The following is a 13604-nucleotide window of genomic DNA, read 5'->3' as shown; positions in this document are numbered from 1 at the left end:
CGGCCCGACCCTGGAGGAGCCGCCATGACGCAGACCGCCGCCGCCACGAGGGCCACCTGGCTCATGGCCTGCGAGCTCGACGAGCTCGAACCCGGCTGGGGCGAGGTCGCGCTGCACGGCGGCGCGCAGATCGCGCTCGTGCGCTTCGGCGCGGACGAGGTCTACGCGGTCGACCACCTCGACCCGCACACCGGGGCGCCGGTCATGGCGCGCGGCATCGTCGGGTCGCGGGGCGAGCGCCCCACCATCGCCTCGCCGCTGCACAAGGAGGTCTACGACCTCGGCACCGGCGAGTGCTTCACCGATGCCGCGCTGGCGCTGCGCACCTATCGCACGCGGATCGTGGGCGGCATGATCGAGGTCGAGCTCGACGGCTGAGGCGCCCGGCGGAGCGGGCCGGCCGGTCGTGGCAGCGGGGCGCACCCGGCCCCGCGGCGGCAGCGCCGGTCAGCCGCGCTGCGTGAGCACGATCGGGTCGCCGTCGGTGATGGCGATCGTGTGCTCCGAGTGCGCTCCACGGGAGCCGTCGGCGCTCCGCAGCGTCCAGCCGTCGGGGTCGGTGAAGATCTCGTCGGTCGTCTGGAGGAACCACGGTTCGATCGCGACGACGAGGCCCGGCTTCAGCGGAAGGCCGCGACCGGGGCGCCCGTTGTTCGGGATGTGCGGGTCGCCGTGCATGGTGCGACCGACGCCGTGGCCGCCGAAGTCGGTGTTGATCGAGTAGCCGCCGGCCTTCGCGACGTCGGCGATCGCGCGCGAGATGTCGCCGATGCGGTTGCCCGGCCGCGCCGCGGCGATGCCCGCGTCGAGGGCGCGCTGCGTCGTGTCGATGAGGCGCAGGTCCTCGTCGCGCGGGGTGCCGACCACGATCGAGATCGCCGAGTCCGAGACCCAGCCGTTCAGCGAGGCCGCGAAGTCGAGGCTCAGCAGGTCGCCGTCGCGGAGCTTGTAGTCGCGGGGGAGGCCGTGCAGCACCGCGTCGTTCACCGAGGTGCAGATGACCTTGCCGAACGGGCTCGCGCCGAACGACGGGTGGTAGTCGATGTAGCAGCTCTCGGCGCCGGCCTTGCGGATCATCTCGTGCGCGAGAGCATCGAGCTCCAGCAGGTTGACGCCGACGGCGGCGGCCTTCGACGTCGCCTCGATCACGCTGGCGACGAAGCGGCCGGCGGGCCGCATCTCCTCGAGCTCGGCAGGGGTCCTCAGTTCGATCACGCTCATCCTCTCCGAGACCATTCTGTCGTCTCCGCCCTGAGTGAACACCCGGCGCGCTCGCAGCCGGGCCGGATTACGCTGGCCTCATGCTCATCCGGCGCCTCTTCTACCGCTGGCAGTTCATCGCGATCGTCGCACTGCCGGTCTGGCTGCTCGTGGGCTGGGCGATCTTCGGATCGGGCGGCTGGGGCACCCTCGGCCTCGTGATCGTCGTGCCCGTCGCCTTCATCACGCTCGGCGTCGTCGCGCTCCTGGTGAACGCGCGGCCGACGGTGCGGAGTGAACGCGCCGTCTCCTGGACCGACGTCGGCGTGATCGGTGCCTGGCACGCCGCCCTCATCGCCACCGGCTTCTACACCGACGGATCGACGCTCTTCGGCGTCCTCGCGATCGTCGCGGCGATCGCCGCGTTCTGGGTCTCGCTCTGGCAGCTCGTCAAGGACGGCGCGAAGCGGATGAACGCCTCGATGGCCGAGTTCGAACGGCTCGCCGCCGAGCAGCAGGGCGGCATGCCGCGTCAGGACGCCCCGGGCGCCCACCGTCCGCCGTTCGACGACGGCGGCGACGACGTCATCATCATCCACGAGGTGCGCGACTGAGGCGCGCAGCCGCGGCGCCGTGCCATCCGCGAGGCCCGGTCGCCCGCTTTGCCTGCCGGGCACCCGGCATGGCACAATAGAGGATTGTGCCGCTGCGGGAGTCATCCCGCCGACGTCTCTGCCTCCGGGGAGCATGCGACGCACGGTTTCCGTGCGAGGCGGCGCCAGACACTTTCCATTCAAGATCCGCGTTCGACCGGTGGCGGGCGCAGAGAGCGAACATCATGCACATTCTCGACCATGTCGACGCCGCGAGCCTGCGGTCGGACATCCCCGACTTCCGCCCCGGCGACACCGTCAAGGTGCACGTGAACATCATCGAAGGCACCCGCTCGCGCATCCAGGTCTTCCAGGGCGTCGTCATCGGCCGCTCGGGCGAAGGCGTGCGCGAGACCTTCACGGTCCGCAAGGTCAGCTTCCAGGTCGGCGTCGAGCGCAAGTTCCCGGTGCACTCGCCGGTCATCGACCACATCGAGGTCGTCACCCGCGGTGACGTGCGTCGCGCGAAGCTCTACTACCTGCGCAAGCTCCGTGGCAAGAAGGCCAAGATCAAGGAGAAGCGCGACGCCTGATCGTCAGCGCGAATCGCGGTCTCCCGCGAACTCCGACCGAGCTCCCCACCAATACAATGGTGGGGAGCTCGGGCGGTTAAATGACAGAAGACACCACCATGCGCGAAGATCGCGCTGGTTCGGCATCGGCACGCGGCAGGCAGCGCGGGGTACTCCTCTTCCTGAGGGACCTGCTCGTCATCTTCGTGGTGGCGGTGCTCGTTTCGTTCCTCATCAAGACGTTCCTCATCAGATCGTTCTTCATCCCGTCGCAGTCGATGGAGATGACGCTCGTGAAGGACGACCGCATCATCGTGAACCAGCTGGTTCCCGAGGTGACGCCGATCTCCCGCGGCGACGTCGTGGTCTTCAAGGATCCGGGGGGCTGGCTGCCCGCCCGCGTGGAAGAGCCGCAGCCGCCGCTCATCGCCGCGGTCGACTGGTTCATGGCCTTCGTCGGTCTCTCGGCCCCCGATTCGAACGATCACCTCGTCAAGCGCGTGATCGGACTGCCCGGCGACCACGTCGTCTGCTGCAACGCGCTCGGTCAGATGAGTGTCAACGGCGTGCCGCTCGACGAGTCGGCGTACGTCGCGCTGCCGCCCGGCGAGACGAAGGTGTCGGAGGTCGACTTCGACGAGACCGTGCCCGAGGGCGCACTCTGGGTGATGGGTGACAACCGGGGCAACTCGAAGGACTCCCGTTTCAACGGCGACACGCCGCTCAAGGGGTTCGTGCCGATCGACAACGTCGTCGGCCGCGCGTTCGTCGTCAGCTGGCCGATCTCGCACTGGGCGTGGCTCGACAACTACCCGACCATCTTCGAGGGCGTCGACGAAGGCACCGGCTGATGGCCGGTCAGGCGATCCCCAACCTCCGCGCCGAGCGCGAGCTCTTCGACGAGGGGGCGCCGTTCGTGCTCGCCTGCGACGAGGTCGGCCGTGGGGCGCTCGCCGGCCCGGTGACGGTCGGGCTCGTCGTCATCGATCCCGCCGTGCGTCGGATGCCGGCCGGCCTCCGCGACTCGAAGCTCATGACCGAGCCGCGCCGCGACGCGATGGCGCCGCGCGCCGGCGCGTGGGTGCGCGCGTGGGCGGTCGGCGAGGCCTCCGCCGCCGAGATCGACGAGCTCGGCATCATGGCGTGCCTCGGACTCGCAGGCGCCCGCGCCTTCGCCGCGCTCGCCCCGGGGTCCGAGCTCGCCGAGGAGGTGGCCGGCGCGCCGCTCATCCTCGACGGCAACCACGACTGGTTGAGCCCCGCGATCGCTCGTCGGGTGGCGGTGCGCACCCGCATCAAGGCCGACCGCGACTGCGCGTCGGTCGCCGCGGCCTCGGTGCTCGCGAAGGTGCATCGCGACGGCGGGATGCGTCGCGCCCACGCCGACACCCCGCTCTACTCGTGGGACGAGAACAAGGGCTACTCGAGCCGCGCGCACTTCGCCGCGATCGACGAGCACGGCCCGAGCGCCCTGCACCGGCACACCTGGCTGCACGAGCGCGCCCCCGAGGCGCCGGCGCTCTTCGACCTCGGCGTAGGATGAACGACGATGGATGAAGACGAGTTCGAAGACTACGACCGCGAGGTCGAGTTGGCCCTGTACCGCGAGTACCGAGACATCGTCTCGCAGTTCAAGTTCGTGGTCGAGACCGAGCGACGGTTCTACCTCGCCAACGAGGTCGAACTCGTGCGCCGGGACACCGAGCACGACTTCTACTTCGAGTTGACGATGAAGGACGTCTGGGTCTGGGACGTCTACCGTGCCGACCGCTTCGTGAAGGCCGTGCGCGTGTTGACCTTCAAGGACGTCAACGTCGAGGAGCTCGCGACCCGCGAGTTCGAGCTGCCGAAGGAGCTCGCGCTCGACGAGTAGTCGAGCCCTGCGCATTCTCCGCGCCACCTCATCGGCGCCGCACCCGGCGCCGCCAGTCGCCGTCGAGGTCACGGGCGACGAGGTCGTCGACTTCGAGTTCGGCGAGCGTGGACATCACGAGCCCCGGCGAGATTCCGCTGCGGCGAGCGAGGTCGTCGACCGACCGTGCGCTCCTCGAGCTGAGGGCGTCGAGCAGGCGGACGGCCTCGGGCGACGACTCCGCTGCCGCTGTGGTGTGAGCCGCCGGCCCCGTGTCGATCCCGACGCCCATGACTGAGGCGAGCTCCGCCATCTGCGACGCGTCCACGACGCACGTCGCGTCGCGTTCGCGCATCAGCCGGTGGCATCCGGCCGATGACGGACTGGTGACGGGGCCCGGGACGGCGCCGAGCGGGCGGCCGAGCTGCGCCGCGTGCGCGGCGGTGTTCAACGAGCCCGAGCGGAGCCCCGCCTCGATCACGACGGTCGCCGCGCCGGTCGCCGCGATGAGCCGGTTGCGTTGCAGGAATCGCCACTTCGAGGGCGCTGTGCCGCAGGCGACCTCCGAGAAGACGGCACCCGCCTGGACGATGCGGGTGAGCAGCGACTCGTGCCCCGACGGGTAGAAGCGATCGATGCCGCCGGCGAGGAAAGCGACGGTCGTGCCGTCGCTCGCGAGCGCCGCGCGGTGGGCGGTGCCGTCGATCCCGTAGGCGCCGCCCGAGATGATGAGGAACCCGCGATCGACGAGCCCCGCCGAAGCGTCCGCAGCCACGTGCTCGCCGTAGCCGCTCGCGGCGCGAGCTCCGACGAGCGCGATGGCCGGTTGCGCGCCGGCGAGTGCGTCGGCACGGCCGCGCACCCAGAGCGCGAGCGGGGCGTTGGCGCCGAGATCGTCGACGCCCACCGGCCATTCCGCATCGCCGGGCATGAGGAGACGTGCCCCGACGCGGGCGGCCTGCTCGAGGGAGCGCTCGAACGACGCCGCGTCGATGCGGGGGCGCCAGCGCGCCAGCCCCTGCTCGATCGACGAGCCGGCGAGCGGCTCGCCCGGTCCGCCGAGCGCGGCCGCGAACTCGGCGGGCCCGGCGCCCGCGACGACGAGGTCGAGCACGGCGGTCGCACCGGCGTCGGCGACGAGGCGTCCGAGCACGCCGTCGCCGGGTTCGGAGAGGAATCCGAGCGCGGCCCGCGCGACGGCCTCGGCCCGACGCTCCTCGCCGTCGGAGTCATGGCCGGCTCGCACGGAGGCGATCGACCCGGCGTACGCGGCGAGGGTGCGAAGGGTGGCGCTGCTCCTCGCGCTCATGCGGCGACTCCCGTCTTGAAGAACATGGCCCGGCCGACGTGCTCCGCGTTCGGCGCGGCGCTCCCGGCGAGGTCCGCGAGGGTCCAGGCGACCTTCAGGATCCGGTCGTACCCGCGCATCGTGATGCCTCCGCGTTCGAGCAGCCGATCGAGCGTCTTGGTCGCAAGGCTCCCGGGGTGCAGCCGGCCCGCTCCGCGGAGCCACGGGCCCGGCATCTCGGCGTTGGTCCGCCAGGGTGTTCCGCGGAGCCGCTCGGCCGCGGCGGCACGGGCCGCCGACACCATCGACCGCCCCTCCGCGGTGGAAACCCCGCTCCCATCGGCCATGCGCATCGCCGCGACGGTGACTCTCGGCACGCGCAACTGCAGGTCGACGCGATCGAGCAGCGGCCCCGAGAGGCGAGCGAGGTAGCGGCGCTGCACGATCGGCGCGCATGTGCACTCGTCGGTGCCCGAGTTGCCGCACGGGCAGGGGTTCGCCGCGAGCACCAGCTGGAATCGGGCGGGAAAGGTCGCGACGGCATTCGCCCGGTGGATGAAGATCGTGCCCGACTCGATCGGCTGGCGGAGCACGTCCAGCACCGCCCTCGGGAACTCGGGCGCCTCGTCGAGGAACAGCACGCCGTGCGTCGCCCGTGCCGCCGCACCCGGCCGGATCAGCCTGCTGCCTCCGCCGACGATGGCGGCCGCGGTGGCCGTGTGGTGCGGGGCCTCGAACGGCGGCCTGAACGAGAGCTGGGCGCCGGGTCGGCGACCCGCGAGCGAGTGGATCGAGGCGACCTCCAGCGCCTCGTCGGCGTCGAGGTCGGGAAGCAGCCCCGGGAGGCGCGACGCGAGCATCGTCTTGCCGGCGCCAGGAGGCCCGAGCATGGAGACATGGTGCCCGCCGGATGCGGCCACGAGCATCGCCTCGACCGCGTCGCTGTTGCCGGCGACCTCGGCGAGGTCGCCCGCGGGCTCGGGGGCGACCTCGGCGAGCGGCTGACCGGGGACCGGCTCGCCGGCCCGGGGCTCGAAGGCGCCGCCGTGCCAGATCGCAGCGTCGAGCAGCGACGCGACGCCGACGACCCGGGCGCCGGGGACGAGCGATGCCTCTTCGGCATTCGCCGACGGCACCATGACGAGGTCGTGCCCGGCGCGGACCGCCGCGAGCACGGCCGGCAGGATGCCGTCGATCGGGCGGAGGCGTCCGTCGAGCCCGAGCTCGCCGAGGTGGACCATGCGCGCGACGGACTCGGTTGAGAGCTCGCCCGATGCCGCGAGGCAGGCGATCGCGATCGCCAGGTCGAACCCCGAGCCGTGCTTGGGGAGGGCAGCGGGCGAGAGGTTCACGGTGAGCCGGCGGCTCGGCAGGGGACAGCCCGCGTTGCACGCCGCAGAGCGCACCCGATCGCGCGCCTCGCCGAGCGCGGCGTCGGGCAGGCCGATGATGACGACGCCCGGCAACTGCGCGGAGAGATCGGCTTCGACCTCGACGATCGAACCGGTGAGGCCGAGCAGGGCGACCGAGGCCGTGCGGGCGACGGGCATCAGCTCACCCCTTCGAGGTGCTCGATGATCGCGGGCGCGTCGCGCGGCACGGTGACCGCGATCGCGTCGATGCGGATCCGCGTCGGGTGCGCGCCGGACTGTTCGCACCAGGCGAGCGCGAGGCGTCGCATCCGAGCGAGCTTCAGGGGCGTGATCGCCTCGAACGGATGCCCGTAGCCAGGACCGGATCGAGCCTTGACCTCGACGAACACGACCGACTCGCCGTCGCGGGCGACGAGGTCGATCTCACCGAGGCGACATCGCCAGTTGCGCTCGATCACCGACATCCCGCGCGCCTCGAGATGGTCGGCCGCGAGTTGTTCGCCGTGCCGACCGAGCTCCGTGTTGTGGGCCAATGCGACCACCTCCGAGACGAGCGTCGCGCGCCGCCGGTGGCGGGACCGGTCGGGGCGTCCGCACAGTGGAGGGCCGGCGCATCCCGTCGGCTGTGAGGGAGAAGTCGACGGACCCGGCACGGTGCCCGGCGCCTGTCGGTGCCGGATCGTAGGCTGAGCCCGAAGGGTGGGGGAGATGGAACGACTCGGAAGGTATCCGGCGGCGACGACGGTCATCGCCCACGTCAGCGACACGCACCTGCTCTCGGGAGGCGCGCCGCTCGGCGGTGCGGCCGACACGGTCGCCGCGCTCGCGCAGACGGCGGCGCAGCTCGAGCGGCTGGGCGCCTCGCTCGACGCCGTCGTCGTCACGGGCGACGTGGCAGACCTCGGCGAGCCCGACGCCTACGTGCGCGCCCGCGCGGCGCTCGACCCCCTCTCGCAGGCCACCGGGGCCGAGCTCGTCTGGGTGATGGGCAACCACGACGAGCGCGCGGCGTTCCGGTTCGGCCTGCTCGACGAGCCGACCGGCGCCGCCGCGCCCGAGGAGCCGGTGCACCGCGTAGTCGAGCTCGGCGGACTTCGGATCATCGCGCTCGACACCACCGTTCCGGGCTATCACCACGGCGAACTCGACGCCCGGTCGCTCGACTGGCTGGCCGGCGTGCTCGCCGAGCCCGCCCCGCGCGGCACGATCGTCGCCATGCACCACGCGCCGATCGCGACGCCGCTCGCACTCATGGACGTGCTCGAGCTCCGCGGACAGGACGAACTGGCGGAGGTCGTGCGCGGCAGCGACGTCCGGCTCTTCCTCGGCGGGCACCTCCACTACGCGACGCACGGCGCGTTCGCCGGCATCCCCGTCTCCGTCGCCGGGGCGACCGCCTACACGATGGACCTCTCGGCGCCGCCGCGCGAGCTGGTCGGCATCGACGGCGGCCGTTCCTTCTCGCTCGTCCACGTCTACGAGGACGCGTTCGCGGCCTCGGTCGTGCCGGTCGGCCCGTACGAGGTCGTCACGAGCTTCGGCGAGGCGTACCTCGCGGAGCTCGAGGCGATGACTCCGGCCGAACGGCTCGAACGGTTCTCGCGCAAGCCGCCGCCATGACCGCGCCCCTCGACGTCGTCGTCGACGACTACCTGGCGCACGTGCGCACCGAGCGGGGCTACTCCGAGCACACGGTCGCGGCGTATCGCGCCGACCTCGCCGACCTCCTCCGCTTCGCGGAGGAGCAGGGGGTCGCCGAGGTGGGCGACATCGACCTCCCGATCCTGCGCGACTGGCTCTGGTCGGCGACCGAGCGGGGGCTCGCTCGGGCCACCATCGCGCGTCGTGCGGCCTCCGCCCGCGGGTTCACGGCATGGATGACCCGCCGCGGACTCGTGCCGGTCGACCACGGTGCGCGTCTGCGCGCACCGCGGGCCCAGCGCGCGCTGCCGCGCGTCGTCGCGGCGCCCGCCCTCGACGAGGCGCTCGCGCGGCTCGAAGCCCGGGCGGTCGAGACGAACGACCCGATCGACCTCCGAGACGTCGCGATCATCGAACTCCTCTACGCCTCGGCGCTGCGGGTCTCCGAGCTCGTCGGCGTCGATCTCGGCGACGTCGATCGGCGGCGTCGCACCGTGCGGGTCGTGGGCAAGGGGTCGAAGGAGCGAGTCGTGCCGTACGGCGCCCCGGCCGCGCGGGCGCTCGATCGGTATCTCGAGGCCGGCCGGCCGATGATCCTCGAGGCCTTGGCGGCGGCCGCCGCCAAGGCCGAATCGACCGCGGCGCCTCGACCGACGCGCAGCGCGCCGGAGCGCGACGCGTGCTTCCTCGGCGCGCGGGGGGCCCGGATGGGCCCCCGCAGCGTCTACGCGCTCGTCGCCCGCCTCCTCGCCGAGATCCCCGGGTCGGGGCCGAGCGGACCGCACACCTTCCGGCACACCGCGGCGACGCACCTGCTCGACGGCGGCGCCGACCTCCGCGCGGTGCAGGAGTTCCTCGGCCACGCGAGCCTCGGCACGACGCAGATCTACACCCACGTCTCGGCCGAGCGGCTGAAGGAGAGCTACCGCACCGCCCACCCGAGGGCGTGACGAGCCGCGTCACCCCGAGGGCAGCAGCACCGCGCGCGGCAGGCCGCCGAGGAACAGGAACGGCGAGACGTACTCGCCGTCGACCCTGACGCCGAAGTGCACGCAGTCGCCCTCGCAGTGTCCGCCCCGGGAAGCGGTGCCGATCGCCGCGCCCGCGGCGATCGGGTCGCCCTCATCGACCGAGGGGTCGATCGGCTCGATCGCGCTCACGACGCCGTCGCCGTGATCGACGGCGACCACGCCGCGGCCCGCGACCATGCCGGCGAAGCTCACGACGCCCGACTCCGCGGCGACGAGCGGGGCGCCTGGCTCGACCTCGAGGTCGATGCCCCGGTGTCCGGAGGTGTACGGCGTCGGCGGGGCCCGGAACGGCGACACGACCCGGATGGGCGCGGGCACCGGCCAGACCCACTGCGCCGTCTCGACCCCGCGCGCCTCGACGTGCGGCGCGGCCGGCGCGATGCCGAGCGCGATCGCCGCCGGGGGTGAGACCGCGACGAGCGCGGCGAGCACCGCCGCCACGAGCGTCGTCGTCGCGAGGGCGGAGGCGAGGGTGCGTCGTCGTTGCGGGACATCGGTGGGTCGGAGTCGGTTCATGCCTCGATCGTGGGGGACCGCGAGGCATCCGACCCCGCCGGGCTGCCCCGTGGGGACGGCGGCCGCCGCGGTGCGGTTGGGGAGGGGGAGTGCCGATGGTAGAGTGTCCAGAGCGCCTCGCCTGTCGAGGTGACTACGCGTGCCCATTCGGCGACCGACTCCATTCAGTCCGACCCCTGAGTATTCAGGGCGACGGCGGAGCCGTGCCGGGCACCAGGGCTCCCGGCCGCCGGCCGGTTGCGACAACTGAGAACAGAAGGAGAACGGCTCATGGCCGTCGTCACCATTCGCCAGCTGCTCGACAGCGGCGTGCACTTCGGGCACCAGACCCGCCGTTGGAACCCGAAGATGAAGCGCTTCATCTTCACCGAGCGTTCCGGCATCTACATCATCGACCTGCAGCAGTCGCTCGCCTTCATCGACAAGGCGTACGACTTCGTCCGCGAGACGGTCGCCCACGGCGGCACCATCCTCTTCGTCGGCACGAAGAAGCAGGCCCAGGAGTCCATCGCCGAGCAGGCGACCCGCGTCGGCCAGCCCTACGTCAACCAGCGTTGGCTCGGCGGCCTCCTCACCAACTTCCAGACGGTCTCCAAGCGCCTCGCGCGCATGAAGGAGCTCGAGGAGCTCGACTTCGAGGGCACCACGAGCGGCTTCACCAAGAAGGAGCTCCTCATCAAGAAGCGCGAGCTCGACAAGCTGCACAAGTCGCTCGGCGGCATCCGCAACCTGTCGAAGACCCCGTCGGCGCTCTGGGTGGTCGACACCAAGAAGGAGCACCTCGCGATCGACGAGGCCAAGAAGCTCGGCATCCCCGTCATCGGCATCCTCGACACCAACTGCGACCCCGACGAGGTCCAGTACCCGATCCCGGGCAACGACGACGCGATCCGCTCGGTGAGCCTGCTCACCCGCATCATCGCCGACGCCGCGGCCGAGGGCCTCATCGAGCGCCACCAGAAGCCCGAAGAGGCCGGCAACGTCTCGGCCGTCGAGCCGCTCGCCGAGTGGGAGCAGGAGCTCCTCCAGCAGAGCGCCGCGACCGAGAAGACCGCCGAGACCGAGGCCGAGGCCAAGGTCGAGGCCGCCGAGGTCGTCGACGAGGCCGCGACCGAGGTCGCCGCGACCGAGTCGGCCGCCGACGTCGAAGGCGCAGAGGCCGCCGAGGCCGACTCCGCCACTCCCGCCGAATAAGTCCCCGAAGGAGACAGCCAGACATGGCAATCAGCATCGCTGACATCAAGACCCTGCGCGAGCAGCTCGGCACGGGCATGGTCGACACCAAGAAGGCGCTCGAGGAGGCCGACGGCGACCTCGAGAAGGCCACCGAGATCCTGCGTCTCAAGGGTGCCAAGGGCAACGCGAAGCGCGCCGACCGCTCGACCACCGAGGGTCTCGTCGCCGCCAAGCAGTCGCCCGCCGGCTACACGATGATCCAGCTCGCCTGCGAGACTGACTTCGTCGCGAAGAACGACAAGTTCGTCGCGCTCGCCGAGAAGGTGCTCGACGCGGTCGCCGCGGCCGGTGCCACCGACGTCGCGTCGGCGCTCGCCGCGCCCGTCGACGGCAAGACCGTCGGCGAGGTCATCGACGAGCAGGCCGCGACCCTCGGCGAGAAGGTCGAGCTCGCGAAGGCCGTCACCCTCTCGGGCGACGAGTTCGCGGTCTACCTGCACAAGACCTCGAAGGACCTGCCGCCGCAGATCGGCGTGGTCGTCGCCTACTCGGGCGCCGACGCCGAGACCGCTCGCGCGGTCGCGCAGCACATCGCGATGTTCGACCCGCAGTACCTCACCCGTGAGGACGTGCCGGCCGAGCTCGTCGAGAAGGAGCGCGACATCGTCACCGAGATCAGCCGCAACGAGGGCAAGCCCGAGGCGATGCTCGAGAAGATCGTCGACGGCCGACTCACCGGCTTCTTCAAGCAGATCGTGCTGCTCGAGCAGGGCTACGCCCGCGACGACAAGCAGCAGGTCAAGAAGGTGCTGGAGGACGCCGGTCTCACCGTGACCGGGTTCGCCCGCTTCAAGGCCACGGCGTAACGCCTTGGTGAGGGAGTCCGGATCGTTCAGTCGATCCGGACTCCCTTTTCCATGCGCGGATGCTTCCGCGCGGGTGTCGTCCGATGCCCGCGGGCCGCGCGCCGCGACCCCGGCACTGTGCCGGGGTCGCGGTGAAGCACTAGTTTTGACACGGGTACCGGAAGGACGGGCGGGATGACGGAACGCAAGCGCAGAGTGATGCTGAAGCTCTCAGGAGAGGCATTCGGCGGGGGAGCGCTCGGGGTCAATCCCGATGTGGTCAGCGCCCTCGCACGCGAGATCGCCGACGCGGCGAAGACCGTCGAGGTCGCCATCGTCGTCGGCGGCGGCAACTTCTTCCGCGGCGCCGAACTCAGCCAGCGCGGCATGGACCGCGGCCGAGCCGACTACATGGGCATGCTCGGCACCGTGATGAACTCGCTGGCGCTCCAGGACTTCCTCGAGCAGGCCGGTGCCGAGACGCGCGTGCAGTCGGCGATCTCGATGACGCAGGTCGCCGAGCCGTACATCCCGCGCCGCGCCGAGCGCCACCTCGAGAAGGGTCGCGTCGTGATCTTCGGCGCGGGCGCCGGTCTCCCGTACTTCTCCACCGACACGGTCGCCGCGCAGCGTGCGCTCGAGATCGACGCGGAGGTCGTGCTCGTCGCGAAGAACGGCGTCGACGGCGTGTACTCCGACGACCCGCGCACGAACCCCGACGCGACGAAGATCGACCGGATCAGCTACCAGGAGGCGCTGCAGCGCGGCCTCAAGGTCGTCGACTCGACCGCCTTCAGCCTCTGCATGGACAACGGCATGCCGATGCAGGTGTTCGGCATGACCCCCGCCGGAAATGTGACCGCTGCGATCCTCGGCGCCGATCTCGGCACCGTGGTGAGCAACGGTGTGGAGCCGACCAGTCGATAGACTGGGCCGAGTAGCGAACCGTAAGGAGTTCCCGTGATCGCGGATGTACTTTCCGATGCCACCACTCGCATGCAGAAGGCGGTCGAGGTCGCCAAGGACGACTTCGCGACCGTCCGGACGGGTCGGGCGAACCCCCAGCTCTTCCAGAAGATCATGGTGAGCTACTACGGCACGCCCACGCCGCTCGCGCAGCTCGCCTCGCTCCAGAACCCCGAGGCGCGCACCCTCGTCGTCACCCCGTACGACAAGGGCGCGATGAAGGACATCGAGCAGGCCATCCGCGACATGCCGAACCTCGGGGCGAACCCCTCGAACGACGGCAACCTCATCCGCGTCACGCTGCCCGAGCTCACCGAGGAGCGCCGCAAGGAGTTCGTCAAGATCGTCCGCTCGAAGGGCGAGGACGCGAAGGTCTCCGTCCGCAACATCCGCCGCAAGGCGAAGGACGACCTCGACGCGCTGAAGGGCGAGGTCGGCGACGACGAGGTGGCGCGCGGCGAGAAGGAGCTCGAGCAGATCACCAAGTCGAACGTCGACGCGATCGACGAGGCGCTCAAGCGCAAGGAAGCCGAACTCCTCGAGGTCTGAGG

At 71.3% G+C, this 13604-nt stretch carries 17 protein-coding genes; 12 read left to right on the top strand and 5 right to left on the bottom strand.

Annotated elements, in window-relative coordinates; translation table 11 throughout:
- The first annotated feature begins 24 nt into the window (after positions 1 to 24).
- Positions 25 to 378 carry a nitrite reductase small subunit NirD gene (gene nirD, locus ACFVAJ_RS15845; RefSeq protein WP_376945728.1) on the top strand — a complete coding sequence of 118 codons (354 nt, stop codon included), beginning with the start codon at positions 25 to 27 and terminating at the stop codon, positions 376 to 378.
- A gap of 69 nt (positions 379 to 447) precedes the next feature.
- Here the strand turns inward: nirD and map are convergent, their stop codons facing one another.
- Positions 448 to 1215 carry a type I methionyl aminopeptidase gene (gene map, locus ACFVAJ_RS15840; protein ID WP_376945726.1) on the bottom strand — a complete coding sequence of 256 codons (768 nt, stop codon included), beginning with the start codon at positions 1213 to 1215 and terminating at the stop codon, positions 448 to 450.
- 86 nt (positions 1216 to 1301) lie between these two features.
- Between map and ACFVAJ_RS15835 the strand changes: the two genes are divergently transcribed.
- From ACFVAJ_RS15835 to ACFVAJ_RS15815, 5 genes are all read left to right on the top strand, one after another.
- Positions 1302 to 1814 (top strand): hypothetical protein, encoded by a 513-nt coding sequence (locus ACFVAJ_RS15835; RefSeq protein WP_376945724.1) that lies wholly within the window; start codon positions 1302 to 1304, stop codon positions 1812 to 1814.
- A gap of 224 nt (positions 1815 to 2038) precedes the next feature.
- Entirely contained in the window at positions 2039 to 2386 is a 348-nt protein-coding gene (gene rplS / locus ACFVAJ_RS15830; protein ID WP_022887850.1) for a 50S ribosomal protein L19, read from the top strand.
- An 80-nt stretch (positions 2387 to 2466) separates the two neighbouring features.
- Entirely contained in the window at positions 2467 to 3216 is a 750-nt protein-coding gene (gene lepB, locus ACFVAJ_RS15825; RefSeq protein WP_376945722.1) for a signal peptidase I, read from the top strand.
- Positions 3216 to 3908 carry a ribonuclease HII gene (locus ACFVAJ_RS15820; protein ID WP_376945720.1) on the top strand — a complete coding sequence of 231 codons (693 nt, stop codon included), beginning with the start codon at positions 3216 to 3218 and terminating at the stop codon, positions 3906 to 3908. The genes lepB and ACFVAJ_RS15820 overlap by 1 nt, the downstream gene beginning before the upstream one ends.
- Before the next feature lie 6 nt (positions 3909 to 3914).
- The gene (locus tag ACFVAJ_RS15815) at positions 3915 to 4238 is read left to right on the top strand and encodes a DUF2469 family protein (RefSeq protein WP_157424026.1); all 324 of its coding nucleotides are present in this window, start codon (positions 3915 to 3917) and stop codon (positions 4236 to 4238) included.
- Between the two features lie 28 nt (positions 4239 to 4266).
- Here the strand turns inward: ACFVAJ_RS15815 and dprA are convergent, their stop codons facing one another.
- Genes dprA through ACFVAJ_RS15800 form a run of 3 tightly spaced genes read right to left on the bottom strand, consistent with a single transcriptional unit; the run spans position 4267 to position 7411 of the window.
- Positions 4267 to 5526 (bottom strand): DNA-processing protein DprA, encoded by a 1260-nt coding sequence (gene dprA, locus ACFVAJ_RS15810; RefSeq protein ID WP_376945718.1) that lies wholly within the window; start codon positions 5524 to 5526, stop codon positions 4267 to 4269.
- On the bottom strand, positions 5523 to 7055 hold the full coding sequence (locus ACFVAJ_RS15805; protein WP_376945716.1) for a YifB family Mg chelatase-like AAA ATPase: 1533 nt from the start codon (positions 7053 to 7055) through the stop codon (positions 5523 to 5525). Before ACFVAJ_RS15805 ends, dprA begins: the two co-directional genes overlap by 4 nt.
- Positions 7055 to 7411, bottom strand: coding sequence for a YraN family protein (locus ACFVAJ_RS15800; RefSeq protein WP_376945714.1), 357 nt, complete (start codon positions 7409 to 7411; stop codon positions 7055 to 7057). The genes ACFVAJ_RS15805 and ACFVAJ_RS15800 overlap by 1 nt, the downstream gene beginning before the upstream one ends.
- Before the next feature lie 175 nt (positions 7412 to 7586).
- Between ACFVAJ_RS15800 and ACFVAJ_RS15795 the strand changes: the two genes are divergently transcribed.
- Positions 7587 to 8498 carry a metallophosphoesterase gene (locus tag ACFVAJ_RS15795; protein ID WP_376945712.1) on the top strand — a complete coding sequence of 304 codons (912 nt, stop codon included), beginning with the start codon at positions 7587 to 7589 and terminating at the stop codon, positions 8496 to 8498.
- Positions 8495 to 9469 (top strand): tyrosine-type recombinase/integrase, encoded by a 975-nt coding sequence (locus ACFVAJ_RS15790; RefSeq protein WP_376945710.1) that lies wholly within the window; start codon positions 8495 to 8497, stop codon positions 9467 to 9469. Before ACFVAJ_RS15795 ends, ACFVAJ_RS15790 begins: the two co-directional genes overlap by 4 nt.
- 9 nt (positions 9470 to 9478) lie before the next feature.
- On the opposite strand, the gene ACFVAJ_RS15785 is transcribed toward ACFVAJ_RS15790, so the two are convergent.
- Positions 9479 to 10066, bottom strand: coding sequence for a M23 family metallopeptidase (locus tag ACFVAJ_RS15785; RefSeq protein ID WP_376945708.1), 588 nt, complete (start codon positions 10064 to 10066; stop codon positions 9479 to 9481).
- 270 nt (positions 10067 to 10336) lie between these two features.
- Between ACFVAJ_RS15785 and rpsB the strand changes: the two genes are divergently transcribed.
- The 4 genes from rpsB (at position 10337) to frr (ending at position 13602) form a co-directional block, all read left to right on the top strand.
- Positions 10337 to 11260: a 30S ribosomal protein S2 gene (gene rpsB / locus ACFVAJ_RS15780; protein ID WP_376945706.1), complete on the top strand. Its 924-nt coding sequence runs from the start codon at positions 10337 to 10339 to the stop codon at positions 11258 to 11260.
- Between the two features lie 23 nt (positions 11261 to 11283).
- Positions 11284 to 12108, top strand: coding sequence for a translation elongation factor Ts (gene tsf / locus ACFVAJ_RS15775; RefSeq protein ID WP_376945704.1), 825 nt, complete (start codon positions 11284 to 11286; stop codon positions 12106 to 12108).
- A gap of 174 nt (positions 12109 to 12282) precedes the next feature.
- Positions 12283 to 13014: a UMP kinase gene (pyrH, locus tag ACFVAJ_RS15770; RefSeq protein WP_376945702.1), complete on the top strand. Its 732-nt coding sequence runs from the start codon at positions 12283 to 12285 to the stop codon at positions 13012 to 13014.
- A gap of 33 nt (positions 13015 to 13047) precedes the next feature.
- The gene (gene frr / locus ACFVAJ_RS15765; protein WP_157424035.1) at positions 13048 to 13602 is read left to right on the top strand and encodes a ribosome recycling factor; all 555 of its coding nucleotides are present in this window, start codon (positions 13048 to 13050) and stop codon (positions 13600 to 13602) included.
- Positions 13603 to 13604 lie beyond the last annotated feature (2 nt).

The organism is Agromyces sp. NPDC057679, from assembly GCF_042799635.1.
Lineage (GTDB): Bacteria > Actinomycetota > Actinomycetes > Actinomycetales > Microbacteriaceae > Agromyces.
The sequence above is the reverse complement of the archived record's forward strand: the minus strand, read 5'-3'. Positions and strand labels throughout refer to the sequence as shown.

Coding starts and splice junctions, on each gene's coding strand:
- nirD (WP_376945728.1), top strand. CDS start 25: ATGACGCAGACCGCCGCCGCCACGAGGGCCACCTGGCTCATGGCCTGC.
- ACFVAJ_RS15835 (WP_376945724.1), top strand. CDS start 1,302: ATGCTCATCCGGCGCCTCTTCTACCGCTGGCAGTTCATCGCGATCGTC.
- rplS (WP_022887850.1), top strand. CDS start 2,039: ATGCACATTCTCGACCATGTCGACGCCGCGAGCCTGCGGTCGGACATC.
- lepB (WP_376945722.1), top strand. CDS start 2,467: ATGACAGAAGACACCACCATGCGCGAAGATCGCGCTGGTTCGGCATCG.
- ACFVAJ_RS15820 (WP_376945720.1), top strand. CDS start 3,216: ATGGCCGGTCAGGCGATCCCCAACCTCCGCGCCGAGCGCGAGCTCTTC.
- ACFVAJ_RS15815 (WP_157424026.1), top strand. CDS start 3,915: ATGGATGAAGACGAGTTCGAAGACTACGACCGCGAGGTCGAGTTGGCC.
- dprA (WP_376945718.1), bottom strand. CDS start 5,526: ATGAGCGCGAGGAGCAGCGCCACCCTTCGCACCCTCGCCGCGTACGCC.
- ACFVAJ_RS15805 (WP_376945716.1), bottom strand. CDS start 7,055: ATGCCCGTCGCCCGCACGGCCTCGGTCGCCCTGCTCGGCCTCACCGGT.
- ACFVAJ_RS15795 (WP_376945712.1), top strand. CDS start 7,587: ATGGAACGACTCGGAAGGTATCCGGCGGCGACGACGGTCATCGCCCAC.
- ACFVAJ_RS15790 (WP_376945710.1), top strand. CDS start 8,495: ATGACCGCGCCCCTCGACGTCGTCGTCGACGACTACCTGGCGCACGTG.
- ACFVAJ_RS15785 (WP_376945708.1), bottom strand. CDS start 10,066: ATGAACCGACTCCGACCCACCGATGTCCCGCAACGACGACGCACCCTC.
- rpsB (WP_376945706.1), top strand. CDS start 10,337: ATGGCCGTCGTCACCATTCGCCAGCTGCTCGACAGCGGCGTGCACTTC.
- tsf (WP_376945704.1), top strand. CDS start 11,284: ATGGCAATCAGCATCGCTGACATCAAGACCCTGCGCGAGCAGCTCGGC.
- pyrH (WP_376945702.1), top strand. CDS start 12,283: ATGACGGAACGCAAGCGCAGAGTGATGCTGAAGCTCTCAGGAGAGGCA.